At 64.1% G+C, this 26,990-nt stretch carries 28 protein-coding genes; 14 read left to right on the top strand and 14 right to left on the bottom strand.

Annotated elements, in window-relative coordinates; all coding sequences use genetic code 11:
- The first annotated feature begins 34 nt into the window (after positions 1-34).
- Entirely contained in the window at positions 35-1,012 is a 978-nt protein-coding gene (yjiA, locus tag M1D87_RS22355) for a GTPase (protein WP_015271793.1), read from the top strand.
- Here yjiA and M1D87_RS22350 read toward each other — a convergent pair.
- Positions 972-2,459: a methylenetetrahydrofolate reductase C-terminal domain-containing protein gene (locus M1D87_RS22350; protein WP_047933793.1), complete on the bottom strand. Its 1,488-nt coding sequence runs from the start codon at positions 2,457-2,459 to the stop codon at positions 972-974. The two genes, yjiA and M1D87_RS22350, sit on opposite strands and share 41 nt — an antisense overlap.
- Before the next feature lie 315 nt (positions 2,460-2,774).
- Between M1D87_RS22350 and metE the strand changes: the two genes are divergently transcribed.
- Positions 2,775-5,066 carry a 5-methyltetrahydropteroyltriglutamate--homocysteine S-methyltransferase gene (metE, locus tag M1D87_RS22345; RefSeq protein ID WP_232881451.1) on the top strand — a complete coding sequence of 764 codons (2,292 nt, stop codon included), beginning with the start codon at positions 2,775-2,777 and terminating at the stop codon, positions 5,064-5,066.
- A gap of 136 nt (positions 5,067-5,202) precedes the next feature.
- Here metE and M1D87_RS22340 read toward each other — a convergent pair whose 3' ends face one another.
- On the bottom strand, positions 5,203-6,381 hold the full coding sequence (locus M1D87_RS22340; protein ID WP_003260713.1) for an acetyl-CoA C-acetyltransferase: 1,179 nt from the start codon (positions 6,379-6,381) through the stop codon (positions 5,203-5,205).
- Between the two features lie 176 nt (positions 6,382-6,557).
- Here M1D87_RS22340 and M1D87_RS22335 point away from each other — a divergent pair, with 176 nt between their 5' ends.
- Together M1D87_RS22335 and M1D87_RS22330 are read left to right on the top strand one after the other, a co-directional pair.
- Complete coding sequence (locus M1D87_RS22335; RefSeq protein WP_003260712.1) at positions 6,558-6,824, top strand: PepSY domain-containing protein; 267 nt, start codon at positions 6,558-6,560, stop codon at positions 6,822-6,824.
- Positions 6,821-7,354, top strand: coding sequence for a cytochrome b/b6 domain-containing protein (locus tag M1D87_RS22330; protein ID WP_023661197.1), 534 nt, complete (start codon positions 6,821-6,823; stop codon positions 7,352-7,354). Before M1D87_RS22335 ends, M1D87_RS22330 begins: the two co-directional genes overlap by 4 nt.
- Before the next feature lie 115 nt (positions 7,355-7,469).
- Here M1D87_RS22330 and M1D87_RS22325 read toward each other — a convergent pair whose 3' ends face one another.
- Genes M1D87_RS22325 through M1D87_RS22310 form a run of 4 tightly spaced genes read right to left on the bottom strand, consistent with a single transcriptional unit; the run spans position 7,470 to position 11,604 of the window.
- Positions 7,470-8,579: an agmatine deiminase family protein gene (locus tag M1D87_RS22325; protein WP_123084208.1), complete on the bottom strand. Its 1,110-nt coding sequence runs from the start codon at positions 8,577-8,579 to the stop codon at positions 7,470-7,472.
- A 3-nt stretch (positions 8,580-8,582) separates the two neighbouring features.
- Positions 8,583-9,668, bottom strand: coding sequence for an extracellular solute-binding protein (locus M1D87_RS22320; protein WP_123084209.1), 1,086 nt, complete (start codon positions 9,666-9,668; stop codon positions 8,583-8,585).
- A gap of 2 nt (positions 9,669-9,670) precedes the next feature.
- Positions 9,671-10,567 (bottom strand): N-carbamoylputrescine amidase, encoded by an 897-nt coding sequence (aguB, locus tag M1D87_RS22315; RefSeq protein ID WP_123084210.1) that lies wholly within the window; start codon positions 10,565-10,567, stop codon positions 9,671-9,673.
- Positions 10,564-11,604 carry an agmatine deiminase family protein gene (locus M1D87_RS22310; protein WP_123084211.1) on the bottom strand — a complete coding sequence of 347 codons (1,041 nt, stop codon included), beginning with the start codon at positions 11,602-11,604 and terminating at the stop codon, positions 10,564-10,566. Before M1D87_RS22310 ends, aguB begins: the two co-directional genes overlap by 4 nt.
- A gap of 135 nt (positions 11,605-11,739) precedes the next feature.
- On the opposite strand from M1D87_RS22310, the gene M1D87_RS22305 reads away from it, so the two are divergent.
- The 3 genes from M1D87_RS22305 to M1D87_RS22295 all read left to right on the top strand — a co-directional run bounded on the left by M1D87_RS22305 (position 11,740) and on the right by M1D87_RS22295 (position 15,139).
- The gene (locus M1D87_RS22305; RefSeq protein WP_075046364.1) at positions 11,740-12,600 is read left to right on the top strand and encodes a LysR substrate-binding domain-containing protein; all 861 of its coding nucleotides are present in this window, start codon (positions 11,740-11,742) and stop codon (positions 12,598-12,600) included.
- A gap of 251 nt (positions 12,601-12,851) precedes the next feature.
- Positions 12,852-14,063, top strand: coding sequence for an enoyl-ACP reductase FabV (gene fabV, locus M1D87_RS22300; RefSeq protein ID WP_023661196.1), 1,212 nt, complete (start codon positions 12,852-12,854; stop codon positions 14,061-14,063).
- A 167-nt stretch (positions 14,064-14,230) separates the two neighbouring features.
- Positions 14,231-15,139 (top strand): alpha/beta hydrolase family protein, encoded by a 909-nt coding sequence (locus tag M1D87_RS22295; protein ID WP_123084212.1) that lies wholly within the window; start codon positions 14,231-14,233, stop codon positions 15,137-15,139.
- Between the two features lie 44 nt (positions 15,140-15,183).
- Here M1D87_RS22295 and M1D87_RS22290 read toward each other — a convergent pair whose 3' ends face one another.
- The 4 genes from M1D87_RS22290 to M1D87_RS22275 are packed head-to-tail and all read right to left on the bottom strand — an operon-like array spanning position 15,184 to position 17,155.
- Positions 15,184-15,525: a HopJ type III effector protein gene (locus M1D87_RS22290; RefSeq protein ID WP_003260709.1), complete on the bottom strand. Its 342-nt coding sequence runs from the start codon at positions 15,523-15,525 to the stop codon at positions 15,184-15,186.
- Positions 15,518-15,814, bottom strand: a complete 297-nt coding sequence (locus tag M1D87_RS22285; protein ID WP_003260708.1) for a DUF1244 domain-containing protein — start codon at positions 15,812-15,814, stop codon at positions 15,518-15,520. Before M1D87_RS22285 ends, M1D87_RS22290 begins: the two co-directional genes overlap by 8 nt.
- 9 nt (positions 15,815-15,823) lie before the next feature.
- On the bottom strand, positions 15,824-16,561 hold the full coding sequence (gene folM / locus M1D87_RS22280) for a dihydromonapterin reductase (protein WP_052261039.1): 738 nt from the start codon (positions 16,559-16,561) through the stop codon (positions 15,824-15,826).
- A 33-nt stretch (positions 16,562-16,594) separates the two neighbouring features.
- On the bottom strand, positions 16,595-17,155 hold the full coding sequence (locus tag M1D87_RS22275; protein WP_015271784.1) for a hypothetical protein: 561 nt from the start codon (positions 17,153-17,155) through the stop codon (positions 16,595-16,597).
- Positions 17,156-17,374: 219 nt separating this feature from the next.
- Between M1D87_RS22275 and M1D87_RS22270 the strand changes: the two genes are divergently transcribed.
- Complete coding sequence (locus M1D87_RS22270) at positions 17,375-18,307, top strand: MerR family transcriptional regulator (protein WP_123084214.1); 933 nt, start codon at positions 17,375-17,377, stop codon at positions 18,305-18,307.
- Here M1D87_RS22270 and M1D87_RS22265 read toward each other — a convergent pair.
- Positions 18,292-18,909, bottom strand: coding sequence for a hypothetical protein (locus tag M1D87_RS22265; RefSeq protein ID WP_024087734.1), 618 nt, complete (start codon positions 18,907-18,909; stop codon positions 18,292-18,294). The two genes, M1D87_RS22270 and M1D87_RS22265, sit on opposite strands and share 16 nt — an antisense overlap.
- Before the next feature lie 56 nt (positions 18,910-18,965).
- Positions 18,966-19,394 (bottom strand): PAS domain S-box protein, encoded by a 429-nt coding sequence (locus M1D87_RS22260; RefSeq protein WP_123084215.1) that lies wholly within the window; start codon positions 19,392-19,394, stop codon positions 18,966-18,968.
- 128 nt (positions 19,395-19,522) lie between these two features.
- On the opposite strand from M1D87_RS22260, the gene M1D87_RS22255 reads away from it, so the two are divergent.
- Positions 19,523-19,978, top strand: a complete 456-nt coding sequence (locus M1D87_RS22255) for a flavodoxin (RefSeq protein ID WP_013974195.1) — start codon at positions 19,523-19,525, stop codon at positions 19,976-19,978.
- Positions 19,979-20,105: 127 nt separating this feature from the next.
- Here the strand turns inward: M1D87_RS22255 and M1D87_RS22250 are convergent, their stop codons facing one another.
- Positions 20,106-21,002, bottom strand: a complete 897-nt coding sequence (locus M1D87_RS22250) for a LysR family transcriptional regulator (protein ID WP_123084216.1) — start codon at positions 21,000-21,002, stop codon at positions 20,106-20,108.
- A gap of 96 nt (positions 21,003-21,098) precedes the next feature.
- Between M1D87_RS22250 and M1D87_RS22245 the strand changes: the two genes are divergently transcribed.
- The 4 genes from M1D87_RS22245 (at position 21,099) to M1D87_RS22230 (ending at position 24,378) form a co-directional block, all read left to right on the top strand.
- On the top strand, positions 21,099-21,485 hold the full coding sequence (locus M1D87_RS22245) for a CidA/LrgA family protein (protein ID WP_013974193.1): 387 nt from the start codon (positions 21,099-21,101) through the stop codon (positions 21,483-21,485).
- Entirely contained in the window at positions 21,475-22,161 is a 687-nt protein-coding gene (locus M1D87_RS22240; RefSeq protein ID WP_123084217.1) for an LrgB family protein, read from the top strand. Before M1D87_RS22245 ends, M1D87_RS22240 begins: the two co-directional genes overlap by 11 nt.
- A gap of 176 nt (positions 22,162-22,337) precedes the next feature.
- Positions 22,338-23,243 carry an alpha/beta fold hydrolase gene (locus M1D87_RS22235; RefSeq protein ID WP_061552475.1) on the top strand — a complete coding sequence of 302 codons (906 nt, stop codon included), beginning with the start codon at positions 22,338-22,340 and terminating at the stop codon, positions 23,241-23,243.
- A 220-nt stretch (positions 23,244-23,463) separates the two neighbouring features.
- A complete protein-coding gene (locus tag M1D87_RS22230; protein ID WP_015271775.1) occupies positions 23,464-24,378 on the top strand; it encodes an SDR family oxidoreductase in 915 nt (304 codons plus the stop codon).
- A gap of 351 nt (positions 24,379-24,729) precedes the next feature.
- Here the strand turns inward: M1D87_RS22230 and M1D87_RS22225 are convergent, their stop codons facing one another.
- Positions 24,730-25,512, bottom strand: coding sequence for an IclR family transcriptional regulator (locus M1D87_RS22225; RefSeq protein WP_023661854.1), 783 nt, complete (start codon positions 25,510-25,512; stop codon positions 24,730-24,732).
- A 174-nt stretch (positions 25,513-25,686) separates the two neighbouring features.
- Between M1D87_RS22225 and hmgA the strand changes: the two genes are divergently transcribed.
- Positions 25,687-26,988 (top strand): homogentisate 1,2-dioxygenase, encoded by a 1,302-nt coding sequence (gene hmgA, locus M1D87_RS22220; RefSeq protein ID WP_123084218.1) that lies wholly within the window; start codon positions 25,687-25,689, stop codon positions 26,986-26,988.
- Positions 26,989-26,990 lie beyond the last annotated feature (2 nt).

Genomic DNA, 26,990 nt, shown 5'->3' with positions numbered 1-26,990 from the left:
CCCTCCAAATTCCACTGCACAGGAGATGTTCTGCGTGCAGACGCCTATCCCCGTAACCGTACTCACTGGTTTCCTCGGTGCCGGCAAGACCACCTTGCTAAAGCACATGCTCAAGGCCGAGCATGGCCTGAAGATCGCCGTGATCGAAAACGAATTCAGCGAGGCCGGTATCGACAGCCAGCTGCTGGGCGACGAGCCGGTGCAGGTGATGACCCTGGCCAATGGCTGCGTGTGCTGCAGCATCCACGGCGACCTGACCCGTGCCTTGTACCTGCTGCTCGAACGCCTGGATGCCGGCGAGATCGCCTTCGACCGCCTGGTAATCGAATGCACCGGCCTGGCCGACCCGGCGCCGGTGGCCCAAACCTTCTTCATCGACGAAGAACTGCGTGAGCGCTACATCCTCGATGGCATCATCACCCTGGTCGATGCCGCCCACGCCGAGCTGCACCTGACCCAGACCATCGCCCAGGCCCAGGTCGGCTTTGCCGATCGCCTGCTGCTGAGCAAGACCGACCTGGTCGAGCCCGCTGCGGTCGAGGCCCTGCGCGAGCGCCTGGCCCGCATCAATGGCCGGGCGGCGATCCGCGTGGTCGAGCATGGTCGCATCGACCTGGCCGAGCTGCTGGATGTGCGTGGTTTCAACCTCAACCCCGATCTGGGCGCGAACCTCAAGCCAGCGCTACGCCCGCTGCTCAAGCCCGCTACCCCGGACCGGATCTCCACCTTGGTGCTGCGCACGGAAAGCGCGCTGGACATCGACCGCCTCAGCGACTTCATGAACGAACTGCTGGAAACCCACGGCAAGCAGCTGCTGCGCTACAAGGGCGTGCTGAACATTGCCGGTGAAGCGCGCAAGCTGGTGTTCCAGGGTGTGCTCAAGCTCTATGGCTTCGACTGGGACGCCGAGTGGGCCGAGGGTGAAACTCGCGAGAGCGTGATGGTGTTCATCGCTGACGAATTGCCCGAAGCTACGATTCGGGCTGGGTTCGAGGCGCTGGCTGCGGGCTGAGCTGACGCGGCGTCTGGGCCTGGAACCACTGCGGCCATGAGCTGCGGTGGCGTGTCTCGAGCTCGATGCACGGGATCAGGCGCTCGGTCAGCAGCGCCGTCTGCCGCACCGCCTTGGCGGTGCGGTACTTGACGCTGTGGATGCATTCGCGGTCGCCGAACTCGCAGCGGTTCAGCGCGGTGCCGCCGCAGGGGCCGTTGGCCAGGCCCTTGGGGCAGGTTTCCGGGCAGATGTACAGGGTGTCTTCCAGGCGGCAGCGGCCACAGGTATCGCAGCCTACCAGCGGGTGCTTCACCGCGTGTTCCACCTTGTGCAGCACCTGTGCGCCAAGGCGGGTAGCCCACATCGGTTGGCGTACGGCCCAGCCAAATGCCTTGCTCAGGCTATTGCGGCGGCTGAACAGCAGCGAATGCATGCCGTGCATCAGGTGATAGCGCGCTTTCTCCTTGAACGAGGCATCGACTCGTGACTCGCCCTGGCGCCAGCTGGCCTGCGGCGGATGGAAGCTGACTGCCGGCAGGCCGGGCATCTGCCAGCTGGCCTGCCAGGCCGGCGCCCATTGTTCCAGTGTGTGGATTTGCGCCTGCCAGTGCTCGATGCGTGCCTCCAGGGCCAGCAGTTGCTTGAGTTCATGAACCCCCGACAGATGCACGCCGGCGTAGCCCATCAGCTTCACGCCGATGATCTGCAAGGCCAGGCGGTCGACGCTGCGCGCCTGGGCAAAGGCCTTGGACTGCGCCGCTTCCGCTTCCAGCATGTCGCGCATGGACGGCGTGACGGTCACGCCAGCCACGTGCTCGAGCATCGTCGCACGCCCGTGGGTGAGGCTCATCAGGCAGGCCAGCATCGGCCTGGGCGTGGCCTGGCGGCTCATCCAGTGCATGGCTTCCTGGTGTTTTCCGGCATCGAAACCCAGTTGCAGGGTGAGAAAGTCGGCTCCCGCCGCCAGTTTTTTCTCGGCCTTGAAGTATTGGGCGCCGCCTTCTTCCTCGCAGTACTTGAACGGGTTGAGCGCCGCGCCAAGCAGCCAGTGCGGGCAGGCCTGGCGGGCGATCTGCAGGGCTGCGACCGATTCCAGGTAGCGTACCGGGCGCTGGCCGGGCTGGTGGCCGGGCAGGCGGTCGCCGGTAAGCAGCAACAGTTGGTCGAGGCCGGCGGCATCCATGCGTTGCAGTTGGGCGAGCAGGTGGTGGCGTTCGCGGTCCTTGCCGGAGAAGTGCGGCAGGGCGGGTACCGGGTTGCTGAACGAGGCGAGGGCGTCCAGTGGCGACATGTCCAGCGGGCTGCCGACGCGGTCGCCGATTGCCACGGTCATCGGCCAGCCGCACAGGTGCGCACGGGCCAGGATCGCGTCCATGGCGGCAAAGCGTTCTGTGGAAGGCTTGGGGACGAACTCCATGACGCAGACGAAGGTGTTTTCGCGCAGCGCGGTTTTCAGCAGGCTCATGGGGCCGGGTACCTGGTTTGGTCAGGCTGGCATTGTGCGGCAGAAGGCGGGTGCGGTCATGTCCGGATGCGCAGGGTGGTGCTCTGAATGAGACATCCGGGTTTGCCTGTGCCGGCCCTTTCGCGGCTAAAGCCGCTCCCACAGGGTGGCGCGGTACCTGTAGGAGCGGCTTTAGCCGCGAAAGGGCCAGTACAGGCAGTACAAATTCACAAACATGAGAAAATCTTGAGTTCATCTCAAATTTAATGAGTTTGTCTCAATATGCCGGCGCCGGGAAAATCCCCTCATTCATTTATGCATGCTGAGGGACAAGACATGGCACTGGCACACAACCTGGGCTTTCCACGTATCGGCCGCGACCGCGAGCTGAAAAAGGCCCAGGAAGCCTTCTGGAAGGGCGAACTCGACGAAGCCGGCCTGCGCGCCGTCGGCCGCGAGCTGCGTGCCCGCCACTGGCAGGTGCAGAAAGACGCCGGCATCGAACTGCTGCCGGTTGGCGACTTCGCCTGGTACGACCAGGTGCTCACCCACTCGCTGACCTTCGGCGTGATCCCGCAGCGCTTCCGCAGCCACGACGCTGCCAGGCCCACCCTGCAGACCCTGTTCGCCATGGCCCGTGGCGCTGTGGGTGACAGCTGCTGCGGCGGCGCGCACGCCCAGGAAATGACCAAGTGGTTCGACACCAACTACCACTACCTGGTCCCCGAATTCACCGCCGACCAGCAGTTCGCCCTGAGCTGGGAGCAACTGTTCGAAGAAGTGGCAGAAGCCCAGGCCCTGGGCCATGCGGTCAAACCGGTGGTAATCGGCCCGCTGACCTACCTGTGGCTGGGCAAGGCCAAAGGTGGCGATTTCGACAAGCTGGAGCTGCTCGACCGCCTGCTGCCGCTGTATGACCAGATCCTCAACCGCCTGGCTGCCCAAGGCGTGGAGTGGGTGCAGATCGATGAGCCGATCCTGGCCCTGGACCTGCCTCAGGACTGGAAGAATGCCTACGAGCGCGTCTACAACATCCTTCAGCGGGCGCCACTGAAGAAGCTGATCGCCACCTACTTCGGCGGCCTGGAAGACAACCTGGGCCTGGCCGCCAACCTTCCAGTCGATGGCCTGCACATCGACCTGGTGCGGGCGCCCGAGCAGTACCCGACCATCCTCGACCGCCTGCCGGCCTACAAGGTGCTGTCGCTGGGCCTGGTCAACGGCCGCAACGTCTGGCGCTGCGACCTGGAAAAGGCGCTGGAGGTACTGCGCCATGCCCATGAGCGCCTGGGTGAGCGGCTGTGGGTGGCGCCGTCCTGCTCGCTGCTGCACAGCCCGGTGGACCTGGACCGTGAAGACCAGCTCGATGCCGAACTGCACAGCTGGCTGGCCTTCGCCGTGCAGAAGTGCCAGGAAGTGGCGCTGCTGGCCAAGGCCATCAATGCCCCGCACGCCGCCGACGTGGCCGCCGCATTGGCCCAGAGCCAGGCCGTGCAGGCCAGCCGAGCCGCTTCGCCGCGTATTCACAAGCCTGGCGTGCAGGCCCGCCTGGCAGCCATCAAGCCCGCTGACAGCCAGCGAAAATCAGCCTTTGCCCAACGTATCGTCAAGCAACGTGCGGGGCTCGACCTGCCGGCGTTCCCGACCACCACCATCGGTTCGTTCCCGCAAACCTCGGCGATTCGCCTGGCACGCCAGGCCTACAGGCAGGGCAAGCTGACCGAGGCCGATTACGTCGACGCCATGCACAGCGAGATCCGCCATGCGGTGAAAATCCAGGAGGACCTGGGCCTGGATGTGCTGGTGCACGGCGAGGCCGAGCGCAACGACATGGTCGAGTACTTCGCCGAGCAGATCGATGGCTATGTATTCACCCGCTTCGGTTGGGTGCAGAGCTATGGTTCGCGATGTGTGAAGCCTGCGGTGATCGTTGGCGACCTGAGCCGGCCGAAGGCCATGACCGTGGAGTGGATCACTTATGCCCAAGGCCTGACCAGCAAGGTGATGAAGGGCATGCTGACCGGCCCGGTGACCATGCTGATGTGGTCGTTCCCGCGTGAAGACGTGAGCCGCGAAGTGCAGGCGCGCCAGCTGGCGCTGGCGATCCGCGACGAAGTGGTCGACCTGGAAGCGGCGGGTATCAGGATCGTGCAGATCGACGAAGCGGCGTTCCGTGAAGGCTTGCCGCTACGCCACGGCGCCTGGGCCCATTATCTGGAGTGGGCCACCGAGGCCTTCCGCCTGTGTGCTTCGGGGGTGCGTGACGAAACCCAGATTCACACCCACATGTGCTACAGCGAGTTCAACGACGTGATTGAGTCGATCGCGGCGATGGATGCCGACGTCATCACCATCGAGACCTCGCGGTCCGACATGGAGCTGCTGGCGGCTTTCGAACGGTTCGCCTACCCCAACGAGATCGGCCCGGGTGTGTATGACATTCACTCGCCACGGGTGCCGACCCGTGAGGAAATGGTCAAGCTGTTGCACAAGGCTGCCCAGCGTATCCCGGCCGAGCGCCTGTGGGTCAACCCGGATTGCGGGCTGAAGACCCGCGGCTGGCCGGAGACCGAGGCAGCGCTGGTGAACATGGTCGCAGCTGCCCGCGAGCTGCGTGCCACTGCCTGATTTTTCGCTGGCTGTACCGGCCCTTTCGCGGGTAAACCCGCTCCCACAGGGTCCCCACTGGATTCAGCTTCAGTGGGGTTCCTGTGGGAGCGGGTTTACCCGCGAAAGGGCCAGGCCTGTTCAATTCAATCTGTGATCACCGCTCGATTGCCAGGGCCACGCCTTGCCCGCCACCAATGCACAGGGTTGCCAGGCCTTTCCTGGCGTCCCGCTTGATCATCTCGTGCAGCAGGGTCACCAGCACCCGGCACCCGGACGCACCAATCGGGTGGCCAAGGGCAATCGCCCCGCCATTCACGTTGACCCGCGTGGCATCCCATTCCAGCGCCTTGCCCACGGCCAGCGCCTGCGCGGCAAAGGCTTCATTGGCTTCGATCAGGTCCAGCTCGGCCAGTTGCCAGCCGGCCTTGTCCAGGCAGCGCTGGGTGGCCGACACCGGGCCGATGCCCATGATCGCCGGATCTACACCGGCACTGGCGTAAGCCGCGATCCTGGCCAGCACCGGCAGGCCCAGGGCCTTTGCCTTGGCGGCGCTCATCAGCAGTACGGCGGCGGCACCGTCATTCAGGCTCGAGGCGTTGCCAGCGGTGACGCTGCCGTCCTTCTTGAACGCCGGGCGAAGTTTGCCCAGGGATTCAGCGGTGGTATCCGGGCGTGGCTGTTCGTCCCGCGCGAACACCTTGGGTTCTCCCTTCTTCTGCGGCAGCACGATCGGGGTGATTTCATCATCGAAGCGGCCGGCTTCCATCGCCGCCACCGCCTTGCGCTGCGACTCGGCGGCGAAGGCATCCTGCTGCTCACGGCTGAGGCCGTACTGGTCCACCAGGTTTTCGGCGGTGATACCCATGTGGTAGTCGTTGAAGGCATCCCACAGGCCGTCGCTGATCATGCTGTCGATCAGCTGGCCATGGCCCATGCGCTGGCCGGTGCGGGCTGAAGGCATCACATAAGGGGCAAGGCTCATGTTCTCCTGGCCGCCGGCGATGACCACCTCGGCGTCACCGCAGCGGATGGCCTGAGCGGCCAGGTGCAGTGCCTTCAGGCCCGAGCCGCAAACCTTGTTCAGGGTCATTGCCGGTACGCTGAAGGGCAGGCCGGCCTTGATCGCGGCCTGGCGTGCCGGGTTCTGCCCGGCACCGGCGGTAAGCACCTGGCCGAGGATGACTTCATCGACCTGCGCCGGGGCCAACCCGGTCTGTTCCAGCAGGCGCTTGATCACGGCGGCACCGAGGTCTACTGCAGGCACAGTGGCCAAGGCGCCCTGGAAGCTGCCGATGGCGGTACGGGTTGCGGCGACGATGACCACGTCGTTCATGTTGTTGTTCTCCGTGCGATGGGCGTAATGCCTCAAGCATCGGTGGCTTTGGCTCATTTGTTAAGTTTGTTTTTCTTTGCGATTGATGTGTAAAGCAAATGAATGAGCGCGAAGCGACCTGCGGAACTATGCTCAGGGATGCGCTATTACACTCATCTGGATGGGAGCACATGCCCATGCGTACATTGATCGCCATGACCCTCCTGATCGGCAGCAGCGCTGCATTCGCCGCCACCGAATGCACCACCGCTGACAAAAGCACCTGGCAGGATCAGGAAAAATTCCAGGCGCAGCTCAAGGAGCAGGGCTACAAGATCAACAAGTTCAAGGTCACCAAGGGTAACTGCTACGAGATCTACGGTTTCGACAAGGATGGCAAGAAGGTCGAGATCTACCATGACCCAGTGACGGGCAAGGCAGTCAAGACCGAGTACCACGATTGAACAGCGACGGCACGGTACAGCTGTGGGACCCCCTGCTGCGGCTCTGCCACTGGTCGATCGCCGTGGTGTTCTTCGCCAACTACTTCTTCAACGAAGAGGGTGAAGACTGGCACCAGTGGCTGGGCTACTACGCACTAGCCGTTGTGGTGGTGCGTGTGGTCTGGGGCTTTGTCGGGCCACGCAGCGCGCGCTGGGCCGATTTCTGGCCATCCCCGGCAAGCCTGGTCGGACATGCCCGTGCGCTGCTGCATGGGGGGCTTGACCATCATATGGGGCATTCGCCGATTGGCGCCCTGGTGATGGTGCTGATGCTGACTTGCATCGCCGGCCTGGGCCTTACCGGGTGGGCGTCGCAGGAGGTGGACGCACTGTTTGGTGTCGACTGGCCGATGGACCTGCACAGCTGGCTGGCCAACGCGCTGCTGGTGCTGGTTTGCGTCCATGTGCTGGCGGCCATCTACGAGAGCGTGCGCATGCGGGAAAACCTGCCGTGGTCGATGATCACGGGGCGCCGTCGGCACCGCGATTGACTGTGGCGGCCCCTTCGCGGGCTTGCCCGCTCCCACAGGAACTGCACAGATCTTGAGTCTTGTGGAGTGCCTGTGGGCGGGCAAGCCCGCGAAGAGGCCAGCACAGGCAACTCTGCTACACAGCCGGGCACTGATGGGTTACACAGTGAATCCCCCCGCCCCCCGCTGCAATGGCATCGATATCCAACTGCACGATATCCCGCCCCGGATACAACGCCGCCAGCAGCCCCCGCGCTTTCTCGTCCGCCGCCCCATCGCCAAACTGTGGCGCAATGATCGCGCCATTGATCACGAAGTAGTTGATGTACCCAGCGGCAAAGTCGTCATTACCTTTGCTGAACCTGTTGCGCCGCCCGTGCAGCGGCGGCGACACGACATGCACCTGCAACCTGCGGCCATCGGCATCGGTGGCCCGCTTGAGGATATCCAGGTGCTTGCGCGTCACGGCGTAGTCATACGAGTCCGGGTCGTTATCCAGGTTGGCAATCACCACCCCCGGCCTGACGAAGCGGGCATAGAAGTCCACATGCCCGTCGGTGATGTCCTGGCCGGCGATGCCCGGTAGCCAGATGATCTTGCTCAGCCCCAGCCTTTCCTTGAGCTCCGCCTCGATCTCGGCCTTGCTCCAGCCTTTGTTACGGTTGGCGTTGACCCAGCTGCTCTCGGTCATGATGCCCGTGCCGTGGCCGTCCACCTCTATGGCGCCGCCTTCACCCACCAGGTCGCTGCGCTGGTAGCGGGCACCGGCCAGCGTGGTCACGTGTCTGGCCAGTTGGGCATCGTTGCGGTGACGTTGCTTGTTGCCCCAGCCATTGAAGTTGAAGTCCACCGCCGCCAGAGCTCCGTCATCATCGACGACGAAGTTGGCGCCGATGTCGCGCATCCAGATGTCGTCCAGCTCGCACTCGACGAAACTTGTGCGCTGGCTGGCACAGTGCTGCTCGGCCGCCTCGCGCTCGCTGGCCCGGCAGAACACCGTCACTGGCTGATAGCGCGCGATGGCCTGGGCGATGCGACCGAGGGCGGCCTGCACATCGGCGGTGAAGTCCTCCCAGATCGCATCCTGGGCGCCAAAGGCGATGAATGCGCGTTGCTGCGGCTCGCCTTCGTCCGGCATGAACCAGCGCCCCGGTTCTTCGGCGCGGGCCAGGCCCAGCGGCAGGCCGAGGCTGGCACCGAGGCCGGCGGCCAGCGATAGTTGCAGGAAGGTTCTACGGCTTGGCATGGCTCAGTCCTGTGCAGTCTTGAAGCGGGTCCACACGCGCATGCGTGCACGCATGTCGGCCTGTGGGATATCGCGGCCCGGGATCAGCCGGGCATAGGTGGCTTGGTCGAGGTAGATATCGGGGTTGTCGCGCATGCGCGGATCCACTGCCTGGCGTGCCTTGGCGCTGGCGGTAGGGTAACCGGTGAAGTTGCTGATGGCCGCCATGTTCGCCGGGCGCATGACGAAATTGATGAAACGATAGGCGTATTCCGGGTGCTTGGCATCGGCCGGGATGGCCATGGTATCCATCCACACCGTGGTGCCTTGGCGCGGCACGCGGTACTGGAAGTCGAGATGCTTGCCCGCGGCTTCGGCGGTACGCTGCGCCTGGATCACGTCGCCACTGTAGCCCAGTGACAGGCACAGGTTCTCGTTGACCAGTTCGGTCACTGGTTGCGACTGGAACTTGCGCACGTACGGGCGAATCGCCTTGAGCAGTTCGCTGGCTGCGGCCAGGTCCTCGCGCTTGGCACTGCGTGGCTCGCGGCCCAGGTAGTTGAGGACCACTGCCAGCACTTCGTCGGGTGAATCGATGACTGAAATACCGCAGTCGGCGAATTTAGCTGCCAGCGCCGGCTTGAACAGCAGGTCGAGGTTGTCCAGCGGTGCATCGGGCATGCGCTGGCGGACTTTGTCGGCATTCATCGTCAGGCCGATGGTGCCCCAGGTGTAGGGCACGGTCGCCTGGCTGGCCTTGGGGTACCGGGCGTGCAGCTGACGCAGCCCGGGCTCGATGTCGTCCAGGGCCTGCAGGCGGCTGTGGTCCAGTGGCTGTAGGCTGCCGGCGTGCATCAGGCGCTCGGCGACGGTATCACCGGGGAAGACCAGGTCGTAGCCACTGCGCCCGGACATCAGCTTGGCCTCGAGCACTTCGCTGCCATCCATCACGTCGTAGATCACCTGGATGCCGGTTTCGGCCGTGAACTGCTTGAGGGTGTCCTCGGCAAAATAGTCGGCCCAGTTGTACAGGCGCAGCACGGGCTGCTCGGCCTGAGCCTGGCAGGCGCAGACGGCCAGCGCCAAGGCGGCCAGAACGTGGCGTTTCATGCTCATGCCCTCAGGGTGTGTGGGTGAGTGCCGTCCAGGGTCAGCAGCGGTGTGTACATCTCCGGGCGGCGATCGCGGTAGATGCCCCAGCTCAGGCGGTCTTCCCGCATGCCGGCCAGATCCAGGTCGTGCAGCCAGATGCCACTGCTGTCGCGGTCGGCTTCGGTGAGCATGGCGCCCTTGTGGTCGCAGATGAACGACGAGCCATAGAAGCGCATGGCCAACGATGCGTCGCTGGCTGCGACTTCTTCGCCCACGCGATTGGCCGCCACCACCGGCAACAGGTTGGCGGCGGCGTGGCCGCGCATGGCTACCTGCCAGTGGTCGCGCGAGTCCAGTTCGGCACAGCCGGGCTCGGAGCCGATGGCGGTGGGGAACAGCAGCACTTCGGCGCCCATCAGTGCCAGGCAGCGGGCGGTCTCGGGGAACCACTGGTCCCAGCAGATGCCGATGCCCAGGCGGCCGAAGGCGGTGTCCCAAACCTTGAAGCCGGTATCGCCGGGGCTGAAGTATTCCTTCTCCTGGTAGCCGATGGCGTTGGGGATGTGGGTCTTGCGGTAGACGCCAAGCAGGCGGCCATCGGCATCGGCCACGGTTAACGAGTTGAAGAAGGCATTGCCGGCGCGCTCGTACCAGCTCAGCGGCAGCACCACGCCCAGCTCGCCGGCCAGTGCGGCGAAGCGCTGCAGGATCGGGCTGGCAGGGTAGGGCTGGGCGAGTGCCTGATGCTGGTGGTCCTGTTCGATGCAGAAGTACGGGGTGGCGAACAGCTCCTGCAGCAGGATCACCTGGGCCCCCTTGGCGGCAGCCTGGCGAACCAGTTGTTCGGCGCGCTCGAGGTTGCCAGGCAGGTCCCAGCTGCACGGCATCTGGGTGGTGGCGATGCGCAGCAGGCTCATGGCTGCACCTCGGGTTGTTGTTGGGTGATGCAATGAATGCCGCCACCGCCATGGGCGATGTGGTCGATGCGCACCGGTACGATCTCCCGGCCCGGGAACGCGTGGGCCAGTTGCGAGGCGGCTTCCTGGTCGGCGGCGATGCCATAGGCCGGCATGATGATCGCGCCGTTGGCGATGTAGAAGTTGGTGTACGAGGCGCAGAATACCTCGGCGTCCTGGTCGACGGCGGCGCTGGCTTCGTACAGGTCGAGCAGCTCGAAGTGCCGGCCTTGCGCGTCGGTGGCCAGTTCCAGGGCGCGGCGGTTTTCCCGCACGACTTCGGCGTACACCGAATGCTGGTCATGGGTGGCATCGACCAGCAGCACGCCGGGGCGGGCGAAGGCGCATATACCGTCGACGTGGCCGTCGGTCATGTCGCCGGTGATGTATTGTGGGTCGCCCGGTAGCCAGATGGTCTTGCGGATGCCCAGGTAGCGGGCGAAGCAGGCCTCGAACTCAGCCTTGCTCACGCCAGGGTTGCGGTTGGGGTTGAGCAGCACCGACTCGGTGGTGATCAAGGTGCCTTCGCCGTCCACATGAATCGCCCCGCCTTCGTTGCACAGCGCCGTGCTGAAACCGTCCAGGCCCAGGTGGTCGAGGATGCGCCGGCTGAGGCTGCGGTCCTGGCCGTGCTGCGACTTGCCACCCCAGGCGTTGAAGCGCCAGCTCAGGCCGGCCAGGCCATGCTGTGGGTGGCAGACGAAGCTTGGGCCGCTGTCCCGGCACCAGCTGTCGTCCACGGCCATTTCGACCAGTTCGATATTGGCGCCGCAGAGGGCACGTGCGCTTTGCCAGGCCGAAGGGTCGACCGCCATCTTCACCGGCTCGAAACGGGCGATGGCTGCCGCGACCCGGGCGTAGTCCTGCTGTACGTCGGCCAGGCGCACGTGCCAGCCGCTTTCCCACAGGGCCTGGTTGTGTGGCCAGACCATCCAGGTGGCAGTGTGGCGGGCCCATTCGGCGGGCATGCGCCAGCCGCTGTCGAGGGACAGGTGCATAGAGAACTCCGGTCAATTAAGGATTTTTATCAACGAAGCCCGCCGTCGCGGGTGTTGATGTCCATGCTATGGCTAGGTTTGGCCTGCGACAAACGATAGATTTAGCGCACATCTGATCAGCAGGGCTTATCAATCATGCTCAAACACTGGCCACCCCTGAATGCCCTGCGCGGCTTCGAAGCCGCTGCGCGGCTGGGCAGCTTCCACAAGGCCGCTGAAGCGCTGAACCTGACCCAGTCGGCCATCAGCCAGCAGATTCGCAGCCTGGAAACCTACCTGGAGCAGCCGCTGTTCCACCGCAGTGGCCGCAGCGTGAGCCTGACCGACGCCGGGCACGACCTGCTCAGCACAACACAGTCGCTGCTGCAGCACCTGGCGGTGGGCATTCGCCGGCTCGACCAGTACCGCAAGCCCAATCAACTGGTGGTCAACACCAGCCCGGCCTTTGCCAGGCACTGGCTGCTGCCGCGGCTGGCCGACTTTCACCAGCGCTGCCCGGATGTCGACTTGTGGCTGTTCACCAGTTTCGAAGTGCCGGACATGGCGACCGAGACCATTGACCTGGCCATCCGCGATGACCTCAGTGCCCAGGCTGAGTGCAGCTTCAACGTGCTGCACCAGGACCAGCTGTACCCGGCCTGCCACCCGGCGTTGCTGCAAACGCCGATGTCGCGGCGCACCACCTTGCATGGCGAGCGCGAAATGGACTGGAGCCACTGGCAGCTGGAGGGTGGCGAGGATGTGGGGCAGCAGGGCAAGGGGCTGAACTTTTCCGACCCCGGGCTGCTGCTGGATGCGGCGAGCGAGGGGTTGGGGGTGGCCCTGGTCAGCCAGTTGCTGGCGCGGCGGGCGGTGGAGGAGGGGCGTTTGCAGGCTTTGTCGGCGCAGCGCGTGCGTGGGCCGGCGTGGGCGTGCCTGGTGCATCGGGATAGCCAGGATGATCCGCTGGCCCGGCAGTTCCTGGAATGGCTGAAAGAGGCTCTCTTGTCAGATTGATGTTGCCTGCACAGGCCCTATCGCCGGCAAGCCAGGTCCCACAGGTCCCTCACAGGGCTCAAGTTTTGCGCCGTCTTTGTGGAAGCTGGCTTGCCGCCGATAGGGCCGGTACAGGTAATCCACCGTTTTGCATCCCCAAGATCACCCCGTAATATGTGTCGGATAACCTGCGGGGGTAGTCTCACCCTCTGATCAACCGGAATCGCCCATGGCGGCGCTTCCCCCGGCATAAACCTGACGAGGTACAGACATTGGCCATCATTCATCCTAAGGTCCGCGGTTTCATCTGCACCACGACTCACCCGAAGGGCTGCGAGCTCAACGTCCGTGACCAGATCGAAGCCACCCGCAAGCTGGGCGTGCGCGAGGATGGCCCGAAGAAGGTCCTGGTCATCGGTGCTTCCAGCGGCTACGGCCTGGCAGCCCGCATCACCGCGGCGTTCGGCTTCAAGGCCGACACCCTGGGCGTGTTCTTCGAAAAACCAGGCACCGAGACCAAGGCCGGCACCGCTGGCTGGTACAACGCTGCAGCCTTCGACAAGTTCGCCAAGGCCGAGGGCCTGTACAGCAAGTCGATCAATGGTGACGCCTTCTCCGACGAAGCTCGTGCCAAGGTCATCGAGCTGATCAAGAACGAAATGGGCGGCAAGGTCGACCTGGTCATCTACTCGCTGGCCTCGCCAGTGCGCAAGCTGCCGCAGACCGGTGAACTGGTGCGTTCGGCCCTGAAGCCGATCGGCCAGCCGTACAAGTCGACCGCCATCGACACCAACAAGGACACCATCATCGAGGCCAGCATCGAGCCGGCTACCGAGCAGGAAATCGCCGACACCGTCACCGTCATGGGTGGCCAGGACTGGCAGTTGTGGATCGACGCCCTGGCTGGTGCCAACGTGCTGGCCGAAGGCGCCCGCACCGTGGCCTTCAGCTACATCGGCAGCGACATCACCTGGCCGATCTACTGGCACGGTGCGCTGGGCCAGGCCAAGCAGGACCTGGACGAAACCGCCCTGCGCCTGGACAAGAAGCTGGCCGATGAAGTGAAGGGCGGCGCCAACGTGGCGGTGCTGAAGTCGGTGGTTACCCAGGCCAGCTCGGCCATCCCGGTGATGCCGCTGTACCTGTCGATGGTGTTCAAGATCATGCAGGAGAAGGGTGTTCACGAAGGCACCCAGGACCAGCTGGACCGCATGTACCGCGACCGCATGTACCGTGCCGACGGCGCGCCGGCCGAGGTCGACGAGAAGGGCCGCCTGCGCCTGGACGACTGGGAACTGCGTGATGACGTGCAGGACGCTTGCAAGGCGCTGTGGCCACAGGTGACCACCGAGAACCTGTTCGAGCTGACCGACTATGCCGGTTACAAGAAGCAGTTCCTCAACCTGTTCGGCTTCGAGCGCGCTGACGTCAACTACGACGAAGACGTGGCTACCGATGTGAAGTTCGACTGCATCGAGCTGTAATCGCTGTCGGCCTGTACCGGCCCTTTCGCGGGTAAACCCGCTGCCACAGGGATCACTTCTAACTTGAGGGGAATGGAGTACCTGTAGGAGCGGGTTTACCCGCGAAGAGGCCGGTACAGGCTATAAAATCTTTGCTAGCTTTGGCGCACAACGACAGGGAATGTGCCATGAGCAGCCTCACCCAACCCGCCACTGCCTTTCGCCATACCGCAGCCGACGGCTACAGCCTCGGCGGTTTTCGCTGGCGCCACGCCCGACCTGACCGCCAGCGCCCGCTGGTGATCATCAATGCTGCCACCTCGGTACGCTGCCGTTACTACTCGCGTTTCGCCGACCACCTGTTTGCCCAGGGGTGCGATGTGCTGACCTACGATTACCGTGGCATTGGCGAATCCCGCCCGACCTCGCTGCGTGGCTTTCAGGCATCCTGGAGCGACTGGGGCCGGCTGGATTTCGAAGCCATGCTGGTGCATGCAGCAGAACATTTCCCCGGTCAGCCGGTGGACGTGGTGGGGCACAGTTTTGGCGGGTGCGCAGTGGGGCTGGCACCGTCGGCGAGCAAGGTTCGCCGGGTGGTGATGGTTGGCGCGCAATTCGCCTACTGGCGTGATTATGCGGCTGACCAGCGTTGGCAGCTGTTCTGCAAGTGGCATGTGGTAATGCCGCTGCTCACCCGCGTGTTCGGTTACTTTCCCGGCAAGCGTCTGGGTTGGCTGGAGGACACGCCATCCGGCGTGGTGCACGATTGGACCACCCGTACCCCGCGCTATGAGCACCGACCCAGCGGGCGTGCACTGGAGGCACTACCGTTCGCCCAGGTGCGGGCGGCGACGCTGGCCATCAGCCTGACCGATGATCCCTTTGGTACCGTGGCGGCGACCGAGCGTTTGCTGGGTTATCTGCAGGGCGCCGAGCGCCAGCACCTGCGTATTGCGCCTGTGGATATCTCGGTCGATGAAATTGGCCATTTCGCGTTCTTCCATGACCGCTTTCGCGAAAGTTTGTGGCCGGTGGCCTTGCAGTGGTTGCAGCAGGGTGGGTTGGCGGGTGAGGTCCCAGGAAGGATCATGGGTTGATGCTGTCTGCGCCGGCGAAAGGGCCGCGGAGCGGCCCCAAAATCTCAAGCCTTGCGCGCAAGCGGCAGCTCGGCGAACTTGACGCCCGCCAGCCCATGCTTGATCAGCGCACGGATATTGCCATGGTCGCTGCCCTCGGGCGTGGCCACCACGTCACGGTAGTGCTCGCCAAAGGCCAGCAGCGCTTCCTGGTCGCTCAGCCCTTCCAGCAGCGCCAGGCCCAGGGTCTTGCACGAACCTTCGTTCTGCCCGGCCGCATTTGCCACGCCGCCATTGTCGAAGGCCTGTGGCTGGTAGCTGTAGTTGTCGGCAATGAACGCCAGGGTGTCGGCAAACACGTGTTGGCCGCTGGCCAGGCTGGCGCGCAGGGTGTTCAGGTCAGTCACGGGGTTTTCCTTTTTCGAACGCCGCTTGTTGGTCGGCGCTGGCTTCTTTCTGGTATTGGGCTTTCCACTCGGCGTAAGGCATGCCGTACACCGCTTCGCGGGCATCATCCAGGCTCAGGTCGAGCTGGCGCTCGTCAGCCGCGGCCTTGTACCACTTGGACAGGCAGTTGCGGCAGAAACCGGACAGGTTCATCAGGTCGATGTTCTGCACGTCGGTGCGCTTCTGCAGGTGTTCGACCAGGCGCCGGAACGCGGCGGCCTCGAGTTCGAGCTGTTGCTGTGGGGTCATGGGCTTCTCTCAGGTCATGCGGTTCTTCAGGTGGCGGCCACCGTTGATGACCACCTGGCTGCCGGTGCTGTACTGGCTGGCGAGCAGGTACCTGACCGTCTCGATCAGCGGGCCGGCGCCGGGTTCGAACTCCAGCAGGGCCTTCTTCAGGGTCTGCTGGCGGTAGGTTTCGTCACCCCCTTCCTTGAGGATCAGCAGCCCGGGCAGGATACCGTTCACACGCACCTTGGGCGCATATTTTTCGGCGAAAGACAGCACCATGTTCTGCAACGCGGCCTTGGTCGCGGCGTAGCCGATGTGGCTTTTGCTGCCGCGCGAAGAGGTTTCGTCGCAAATGTGGATGATGTCGGCCTTTTCCACCTTGGCCAGCAGGTCGCCCAAGGCCAGGTTGAGGTGGTAGGGCGCTTCGACGTGAAGGCGGAACATGGTCTCGAGGTTGTCGAGGCCATCGTCGAGCCACAACGAGGCGTTGTGGATGATCGCGCGCAGGCCGTCGTAATGGTTGTGCAAGTAGTCGATCAGGGCCTGACGATCGGCCAGCTGGCACAGGTCGGCCTGGAACTGCACGATGTTCGGGTGGGCCGCCTGTGGCTGGATGCTGCGGCTGGCACTGACCACCGTATGGCCGGCCTGCGCCAGTTCAAGGGCCAGGGCCAGCCCGACGCGCTGGCTGGCTCCGGTAACGAGAATGGGGCTGTTCATGTTCGGGGCGGTCAACTTGTCTGTCCTTTGGTTGCCGCCCAGCATACCCGAACTGTCTACCGCGTGTACGGCCTGGCCTCAGCGGCTGCGCAGGGCGCCGGCAGGGGCGGGGGACGCATGCAGCCAGCCGGCCAGCAAACGGGTGGACAGGGGGATGAACAGGTAGACCATCACCGGCGTCAGGCCCAGGGTGCTGAGCAGTACCCGTGGTACCAGGTCCAGCGCAGCGAGCCAGTGGCCGAACACCAGGTTGAACACCAGCGAGACCGGGAAGAAGGCCAGCCAGATGGCCACAGCCTGCTTCCAACGTGGTGGTTTTTGCACCATGTTGGTGCCAAACCAGTCGTCGATGCCGCTCACGCGCGCTTCCTTGGGGCGTTCGAAGAGGCCGTTGCCGCGTTGCAACCAGGCCCGACGCGAGGCGGAATGTTCCCAGGCATGCAGAGTCGGCTCGTCGCTGAAACGGAAGATGATCTGGAATTCGTCGCTGTCGCGGGGGGGCGCGAGGATGCCCGAGCCAAGGTAGCCGGGGAAGTCGGTGGCTAGCTGCTCGCCTTCATGCAACCAGGCCAGCAGGTCCTGGTAGCGGCCATGGGCGGCGCGGCGCGACACCATCAAGGTGACGGGTGGGGTAGACATCGTGTATCTCCTGGCAACGGGGCTGGCGGGTAGCCGGCCCCTTTGGCTGAGTGGCCCGGGGTGGTGGGCGACACAGGCATGCATGCAAGAATCGGGCGCGGATTATCGCCCATCTGCGATCTTCGGCAACTGTAAGCCGGCAAACGGTTGCGCCCCAGCGTCTGGTATTGCCGTAGTAGACTAGGTGTTCAACTTGGACACACAGGGAACCCCGTGCAGATGAACGAACAGGGACTGAATCCGGTAATCGATGCGGGCCTCGCGCAGGACCTGTTTCCGATCCGTGAGGTTTCCCGCCTGACCGGCGTCAATGCCGTGACCTTGCGCGCCTGGGAGCGCCGCCACGGTCTGATCCAGCCAACCCGCACCGAAAGCGGCCACCGCCTGTATTCCCAGGCCGACATCGATGACATCCGCCGCATCCTTGGCTGGCTGGAGCGCGGCGTGGCGGTAAGCAAGGTTGCCAGCATCCTCGCGCGCGACCATGCCCGTGCCGGGCAGGCAGGTGGCGTGACGGGCGCCTGGGGGCGCTGGCAGCAGCAGATTCGCCAGGCGTTACAACGTTTTGACCTTGTCGGCCTGGACCGCCTGTTCGACGAGGTATTTGCCGCCTGCACCCTGGACCAGGTATTCAGTGAAGTGTTCATGCCGGTGTGGCATGACCTGGCGGCCGGTCAGGGCGGCTACGGGCAGGCCAGCGAGTGGCTGTTCCTCGATCAGTTCCTGCGTGGCCGGGTGTATACCCGCTTGCAACTCGCCCGTGCGCCGCGCAGCCGCATGGTGCTGCTGGCGCCATTGCCGGGGCAGTGCCACGAGTTGGATTTGCTGGTGACCAGCCTGACCTTGGGCAGCGATGAAGTTGGCGTGACGCCACTGGCGAGCGGGCAGCCGCTGGCAGAACTGGCGCTGGTCTGCGAACGCCTGAAACCGGATGCCCTGGTGCTGTTTTCCCATCAGCCGCCCACGGCGGAGCTCACACGGCGGCTGACGCGCCTGGTGGCAGGGCTGGAATGCCCGTTGTTACTGGCGGGTGAAGCGGCGGAACTGGCACAGGACAGCCTGGCTGGCAGCCCGATCGCTTGCCTGGGTGCGCAGGGTAGCGTGATGCGCCAGCGTTTGCGGCAGTTTCTGGCCGGTCAGTTCGATACCTGAGTGTGTAGCTCGGGGTGGGCCCGGCGATGGGCCTGGAGGATGTAGTCGCGCAGGCGTTCGATCTCTTCGGCCGGGCTTTGGCTGAGGTCGTAGGCTGCCAGGTCCGGGCCGATGCGCCGGCCCAGCACGCCATGCAGTTCGATGGGGGGGATGCCATCAGGGGCGAAGCGCAATTCGAAGTGGGCTGGTGCCGCTGGCAGGCCACGGACTTCCAGCAATGTACCCTTGAACGAGATCTCGCGAACCCACAGGCCAGTTTCCTGCCCATGGGCATCGAGCAGTGCGCTCGGCTTCTCCATCGACAGGCGCCAGGGGCGCAGCATGGGGCCGTCCTCGTAGATTTCCGGTGAGCCCAGTTGCAGGTGCAGGGCGTGGAACTCGTCTTCCACCAGTTGCAGCGGGAAGCTGATTTGCTGGTTGTTGAACTGGGCCTGCAGGGTTACCTGCTCGTTGGCCACCAAGCGGGTGAGCAAGCTCTGGATGCGGTGGTCGCCATTGACCAGCAGGCTCGACATGGGGTCGGCCAGGTTCAACTGCGGCGAATGCTGCATGTTCTGTATGAAATCCAGCTCGTCCTGGGTCAGGAGCGCTTCTGCTTGCATGATCGAACTCGATGGCGATTTCTTCAACGGGATTGACCGTGCGTGGCGAACTTGGTTCAGGTGCGTTCGTCGGGTTTCTGACGAACGCGCAGTTTTGCCAGTTCCCGCTCCAGTTCGACCTGGCGAGTGACGTCTTTCTGAATGCCGATGAAGTAAGTGCGCTGTTCGGCATCGTGCCTTACCGGGGTGATCGACAGTTCGTTCCAGAAAGGGCTGCCATCCTTGCGGTAGTTGCGCAGCACTTCGCGGCACGGGCGGCCTTCGGCCAGGGCCTTGCGGATGCGGGCGCGGCCAAGCTGGTCGCGGTCGTCGGCCTGCAGGAAGCGGCAATCCTGATAGAGGATTTCGTCACGGCTGTAGCCGGTCAGGCGTTCGAAGGCCGCGTTCACGTAGATGAGGATGGTGTCGTCGCCTTCCTGTTCGGCGACCACGATGCCGTCGTTGGACGCATCGACCATGGATTGCAGTAGTTGCGCATTGATCATGTTCGGGCCATTGAGTGAACAAAGGTGCGAAGCAGGGTTGAGGATGGTGACTTTGGTAGAGGCGGCCTTTTGCCAGCGCCGGATGCTAGTATCCTACGTTTTCACTCAGTTTCGGAATCCTCTACCCGATGAAAGTCGCCATTATTTCCGGATCGGTCTACGGCACCGCCGAAGAAGTCGCCCGTCACGCTGAATCGCTGCTCAAGGCTGCTGGCCTGGAGGCCTGGCATGCGGCGCGCGCCACCTTGCAGGACCTTGAAGGTTTCGCCCCCGACGCCTTGCTGGCCGTGACCTCGACCACTGGCATGGGCGAACTGCCGGACAACCTCATGCCGTTGTATTGCAGCATTCGCGATACCCTGCCTGCGGCCTGGCGTGGCCTGCCGGGTGCGGTGATTGCGCTGGGTGACAGCAGTTATGGCGATACCTATTGCGGTGGTGGCGAGCAGATGCGCGAACTGTTTGCCGAACTGGGCGTGCGCGAAGTGCAGCCGATGCTGCGCCTGGATGCCAGCGAGACGGTGACTCCGGAGGCGGATGCAGAGCCTTGGTTGGCTGAGTTGGTGAGTACACTTAAAGCCTGACGGGTATTTTTCGCCTGTACCGGCCTCTTCGCGGGTGAACCCGCTCCCACAGGTACTGCACAGATTTCAGAGGCTGTGGTGTTCCTGTGAGAGCGGGTTTACCCGCGAAGAGGCCGGCAAGGGCAACTCATCCCTTGCTGCCGAGCACCGGCCACTCGCTCACCAGTGCCAACCACGCCTGCGCCGCCCGTGACAGATACGCCTCGCGCCGCCAGATGAACGCGATATCCCAACGCAAATCCGCCGGCGAGCGCAGCGGCAAGCGCACCACACCGGGGCGCTCCAGCGCTTTCGCCACCACACGGGGCAGCAGCACCACGCCCTGGCCCGCTGCCGCCAGCGCCGCAAGGAAGTCCGCCTGGCCACTGCGCCCGCCTTCCTTGGGGGTAAAGCCCTGCTGCTGGCACGCCTTCAGCAGCCGGTCATTGAGCACGAAGCTGCGTTGGTAAAGCAGGAACGGCGTATCGGCCAGCTGCCGCAGATCTACCACTTCCTGGCCTGCCAGCTCGTGCCCGGCAGGCAACAGTGCATCCATTGGCTCGTTGCAGAACGGCTGGTAGTCGAACGCCTCGTCACTGGGCGTCAGGCTGCCCCCCAGTTCCAGTTCGCCACTCCTGACCGCCTGTTCGATGCTGCGACTGCCACCTTCGAGCAAGTGGATCGCAATGTTCGGGTGACGCCGCCGATATTCGGCGAACAACCCGGCGAACAGCGCGTCGCTGCCCAGCATCGGCAGGCCCAGCCGCAGTTCGCCGCGGCCCATCTGGCTGAGGTCGTCCAGTTCGCCGAGCAATGCCTGACGCTGGCGCAACAAGGCTTCGCCGCGCTCCAGGACGATGCGCCCGGCAGCGGTCAGGTGCAACTGCGAGGCCTGGCGCTCCAGCAGCGGCTGGCCCACATCTTGCTCCAGCTGGGCCACCTGTTTGCTCACCGCCGACTGGCTGATGTGCAGGGTTTGCGCCGCCTGGGTAAAACCGCCGCGGTGGACCACTTCGATAAAGCTGCGCAGCTGTTTGAATTCCATGATCACAATTCCATTCTGGAATGGTGTTCAGTCTAACAATTCGCTTCTGGCCTAGGCAGCCAAATCTTAAAATGAGGGCCTGTAGAGGAACCCCCCATGAAACCCGCGTTGTTGAAAAAAGCCCTGCGCCTGCTCGTCGAGCTGGCGATCCTCTGTGCACTGTTCCTGCTCGGTGGCCAGCTTGCCACTTGGTTGGGCTGGCCGATTCCTGGCGGCGTGATGGGCCTGGCATTGCTGCTGTTGCTGTTTGCCTCAGGTGTGCTCAAGCCAGCCATGCTGCAACTGGGCGCAGGCTGGCTGATGGCTGAGATGCTGCTGTTCTTCATTCCGGCGCTGATGAGCCTGCTCGATTACGGCGCCCTGATCCGTGACGAGGGCTGGCGCATCCTGCTGGTGATCGCCGTGAGCACCCTGATGGTAATGGTGGTGACCGCGTTGACCGTGGAACTGGTGTGCCGCTGGAGGTTGCGCCATGAGCCTTGAACCCATGCCGCTGTTCTGGCTGGCCCTGACCTTGCTGGCGTACCTGGGCAGCCGCTGGTTGTACCGGCGCAGCGGGCGCTACCTGCTGTCGCCGCTGATCCTGGTGCCGGTACTGTTGCTGGCGGTGGCCGTGCCGCTGCACACCGCCTATGCCGAGTACGCCCGCAACACCCACTGGCTGATGAGTGTGCTTGGCCCGGTGACCGTAGCATTCGCGGTGCCGATCTGGCAGCAACGGGCCATGCTGGCGCGCCACTGGCCGGCACTGATGGTGGGCATGGTCGCCGGCAGCAGCGCTTCGATCGCCAGTTCCTGGGGGTTGGCTCATATGTTGGCGCTGGACAGCGCGACCAGCCTGTCGCTGGTGCCGCGTTCGATCACCACGCCCTTTGCCATGCCATTGGCCCATGACCTGGGTGGCGTACCGGAGCTCACGGCGGTGTTCGTGATGTTCACCGGCGTACTGGGCGCCATGTTCGGCGGCGTACTGCTGCGCTGGTTGCCATTGCGCACACCACTGGCGCGGGGCGCGCTGTTCGGCGTGGGCGCCCATGGTGCCGGTGTCAGCCGGGCACAGGAGGTAGGCCGCGAGGAGGGCTCGGTGGCCGGCCTGGTCATGGTCCTGACCGGGCTGTTGAACCTGTTCGCGGCACCGCTGCTGGCTGTGCTCCTCTGACCGTTCGTGCCACTGACTCGCCAAGTCATCAAGCTGGCTGGCAACGCAAGTTCCAGCCGATGGGCTGCTGGCTAGACTCAGCCTCGACATAGAGAGCACATGTAAGTGCCGAGGTGACATGCAATGACCGCAGCCTTGCTCTATTCCACCAACACCACTTCACCGGGACCGTTCTGATGCCCATGGCCGAAATTCCATTGTGCGTCTGGCGTACCCGGGGACAGAGTTTCAGCTTCCGGGGCCAGAGCATCCGCTACTGGACCGCAGGGCAAGGAGAGCCCCTGCTTCTGTTGCACGGTTTCCCCACCGCCAGCTGGGATTGGCACTACCTTTGGGGGCCTTTGGCCCAGCGCTTCCGGGTTATCGCCTGTGACATGCTCGGCTTTGGCGATTCGGCCAAACCGGTCGATCACGTGTATAGCCTGATGGAGCAGGCCGACCTGCAGCAGGCTTTGCTCGCCGAGCTGAAGGTCGACCAGCCGGTGCATCTGCTGGCCCATGACTACGGCGGCAGTGTGGCCCAGGAAATGCTGGCGCGGCATCATGAACAGCGCGCCAGCATTGCCAGCTGCGTGTTCCTGAACAGCGGGCTGTTCCCCGAAAGCTGCCGCATGCTGCTGGTACAGAAGCTGTTGCTCAGCCGCCTGGGCTGGCTGGTAGGGCGCTCGTTCGGTCGCGACGACCTGGTGCGCAACGTGACCCAGGTCTACGGCCCTTGCACCCACCCCAGTGAAAGTGCGCTGGATGACTTCTGGAGCCTGATAGCCGCCAACCGTGGCACGCGCATCCTGCACAAGCTGGTGGGTTACATGCCAGAGCGCAGGTTGCACCGGGACCGCTGGGTTGGCGCGATGCAGCACGAAGGCGTGCCGCTGCGTTTCATCAATGGCGTGGTCGACCCGCTTTCCGGCGCACATATGGTGGAGCGCTACCGGCAACTGGTGCCGGAGCCGGACACCGTGCAGTTGCAGGGCATCGGCCATTACCCGCATACCGAAGCGCCGGTGCAGGTGCTGCGCCATTACCTGGCCTTTCGAGAACAACCGCTGAGCTGTTTCCAGCAGAAAGTGGCGTGGTCCTGACAGGTCCTCATCGCCGGCAAGCCGGTTCCCACAGGTACAGCGCAGGCCTGGAGGCCGGCGCGGTTGGTGTGGGAGCGGGCTTGCCGGCGATGGGCCGCACAGCGGCCCCATAACCATCGTGCTGCGTTATTGCCAGGCATTCAGCCTGCGTGAGCTTGATTGTCCACCCGCTGCTGGCGGCGGACACTCGGCCTACCTGAACCTGCCTGGAGCCATGAGCATGAGCGAGCCTGTCTGTCTGCAAGATCGCGTGGTGATAGTCACCGGAGCCGGGGGCGGCCTGGGCCGTGCCCATGCGCTGCTGTTCGCTGCCCGTGGTGCGCGGGTGGTGGTCAACGACCTCGGCGGCTCCACCCACGGTGAAGGTGCCAGCGCCTCCGCCGCCGACCGGGTAGTAGAGGAGATCCGCGCTGCCGGGGGCAGTGCCATTGCCAACCATGATTCGGTCAGCCACGGCGCGCGTATTGTCGAGCAGGCCCTGGACAGCTTCGGTCGGGTCGATGTGCTGGTGAACAATGCCGGCATCCTGCGTGACAAGACCTTCCACAAGATGGAAGACAGCGACTGGGAGCAGGTGTATCAGGTGCATGTCGAGGGGGCTTACAAGGTCACCCGCGCCGCCTGGCCGCACCTGCGCGAGCAGAACTGGGGGCGGGTGATCTTCACCGCTTCCACATCCGGCATCTACGGCAACTTCGGCCAGGCCAACTACGGCATGGCCAAGCTGGGCCTGTATGGGCTGACACGTACCCTGGCGATCGAAGGGCGCAAGCATGGCATCCTGGTCAACGCCATCGCCCCCACGGGTGGCACCCGCATGACCGAAGGGTTGATCCCGCCCCAGGTGTTCGAGCGGCTCAAACCTGAGCTGGTCAGCCCGCTGGTTGTGTACCTGGGCAGCGAGCAGTGCCAGGGCAGTGGCGAGTTGTTCGAAGTGGGTGGCGGTTGGGTGGGCAAGGTGCGTTGGGAGCGCAGCCTGGGGGTAGGCTTCGATCCGCGTGAAGGCTTTACTCCGGAGCAGGTGGCCGAGAACTGGGCACGGATTGGCGACTTCGACGGGGCAGTGCACCCACAGGACAGCTTGCAGGCGTTGCAGCAGATGATGGCCAACTTGCAGAAGTATCCGCTGGGCTGAAACTTGTATGCCTGTGCTGACCTCTTCGCGGGTAAACCCGCTCCCACAGGTACACCACAAGCCCCTGGGGTAGTGATATCTCTGTGGGAGCGGGTTTACCCGCGAAGAGGCCAGCACAGGCGGAGAAATTTTCAGGGCAAATAAAAAAGGCCGCTGCAAGCCGCAGCGGCCAATCGAGACGTCAGATCAAGGAGCTTCAAAATCTACGTCGGTGAACCTCGCAGGCCTGAAAGGCGGGGGGGAGAGCCCTTCATGCCGGCCAGTGAGGTAAGAATAAGCGCCTGATCCTGCAGGAAAAATAGCCGCTTATGACATTCACCTTTACGTATCGGGCAATAGTGCCGAAGGCGCTCAGTTGGCGGGCGAATAGCCCATGCGCCAGCTGGTTTCCCGTGCTGCTGCCAGCAACCGTTGCGCCGCCGGACCATGCTCGTCGGCATGGAAGATCGAGGTCGGCCCGACCACCGTCATCACCGCGGCGATCTGCCCCATGGCATTGAACACCGGGGCCGACAGCGCATCCACGCCCGGCATCAACAGCCCGTGCACATGGTGCAGGCCACGTTCACGAATGCCCGCCAGTACTGCCTGGTAGTCGGCGGCGCTGTGCTGCAGGGCGGCCAGTTCCCGGTCACGCAACTCCACGGTCTCGCGCTCGGGAAGATAGGCGGCGAACACCAGCCCGGTGGACGAAGTGAGCAGCGGCAGTACCGAGCCGATCTGCGTTACCACGGTGACCGCGCGTACTGCCGGCTCGATGCTGACCACTGTCGCGCCCTGGTTGCCCCACACGGCAACGAAGCAGCTCTCGTTCAGTTCATCGCGCAGTTGAGACAACGGCAGCGCGGCAATCTTAAGCACATCGATACTGCCCAGCGCCGCCAGCCCCACCCGCAGTGCCTCGCGCCCCAGGCCGTAATGGTTGGTGGCCGCATCCTGTTCGGCAAAACCGCTGGCGATCAACGCCTGCAGGTAACGGTGCACCTTGCTCGCCGGCATCTGCACATGTTCCGCGAGGCGTGACAGGGAGGTGGACGGGGAGAGCTCGGCGAGGGCCTTGAGGATGTCGGTGCCGACCTCCGCCGAGCGGACTTTCTGCTTGCCGTTGTCGGCGGGGGAGCTGGCTTTGGCCATGGACATCTTCTTCCGGATTCGTCGAGTCGCGCCTTTATAGCTTGACGCATTGCCCGTAGCAAATTACGTTATTCGTAATCTGATTACGATAAAAACAATGCAGACGCGCTGCCACCCCGCCCCGGGCCAGCAGCCAGCTGCCAGCAACGGCTCGGCCAGAGCCCGGAGGCATCGATGAATCACGATACGTCACCCGACCTTCACTACCTCAGCGGCTTCGGCAACGAGTTTGCCAGCGAAGCGCTGCCAGGGGCCTTGCCGGTCGGGCAGAACTCGCCGCAGAAGGCGCCCTATGGGCTGTATGCCGAGCTGCTCTCGGGCACGGCGTTCACCATGACCCGCAGCGAGCTGCGCCGCACCTGGCTGTATCGTATTCGTCCGTCTGCCTTGCACCCGCGTTTCGAACGCCTGGCGCGTCAGCCGCTGACCGGCCCGCTGGGGCCCATCACTCCCAACCGCCTGCGCTGGAACCCCCAGCCGATCCCCGTCGAACCGACCGATTTCATCGAGGGCTGGCTGCCCATGGTGGCCAACGCCGCTGCGGAAAAACCGGCCGGCGTGAGCATCTACATCTACCGCGCCAACCGGTCGATGGAGCGGGTGTTCTTCAACGCCGACGGTGAACTGCTGCTGGTGCCGCAACAGGGCCGCCTGCGCATTGCCACCGAACTGGGGGTGATGGAAGTCGAGCCGCTGGAAATCGCGGTCATCCCGCGTGGCATGAAGTTCCGCGTCGAACTGCTCGACGGCGAGGCCCGCGGCTACATCGCCGAAAACCACGGCGCGCCGCTGCGCATCCCGGACCTGGGCCCGATTGGCAGCAACGGCCTGGCCAACCCGCGCGACTTCCTCACCCCGGTGGCGCACTACGAAGAGGCCGATGGCCCGGTGCAGCTGGTGCAGAAGTTCCTGGGCGAACATTGGGCCTGCGAACTGCAGCACTCGCCACTGGACGTGGTCGCCTGGCACGGCAGCAACGTGCCGTACAAGTACGACCTGCGTCGCTTCAACACCATCGGCACGGTCAGCTTCGACCACCCGGACCCGTCGATCTTCACTGTGCTGACCTCGCCGACCAGCGTGCATGGCATGGCCAACATGGACTTCGTGATCTTCCCGCCACGCTGGATGGTGGCCGAGAACACCTTCCGTCCACCATGGTTCCACCGCAACCTGATGAACGAGTTCATGGGCCTGATCAATGGTGCCTACGACGCCAAGGCCGAGGGCTTCCTGCCGGGTGGCGCCTCGCTGCACGGGGTTATGAGCGCCCATGGCCCCGACGCCGAAACCTGCGAAAAGGCTATTGCTGCCGACCTGGCACCGCACAAGATCGACAACACCATGGCCTTCATGTTCGAGACCAGCCAGGTGCTGCGCCCGAGCCTGCAAGCCCTTGAATGCCCGCAGTTGCAGGCCGACTACGATAGTTGCTGGGCCACCTTGCCGAGCACCTTCAACCCGAACCGGAGATAACC

This window comes from Pseudomonas sp. SA233 (genome assembly GCF_054792385.1).
This window is presented reverse-complemented; position numbering and strand designations above follow the sequence as displayed.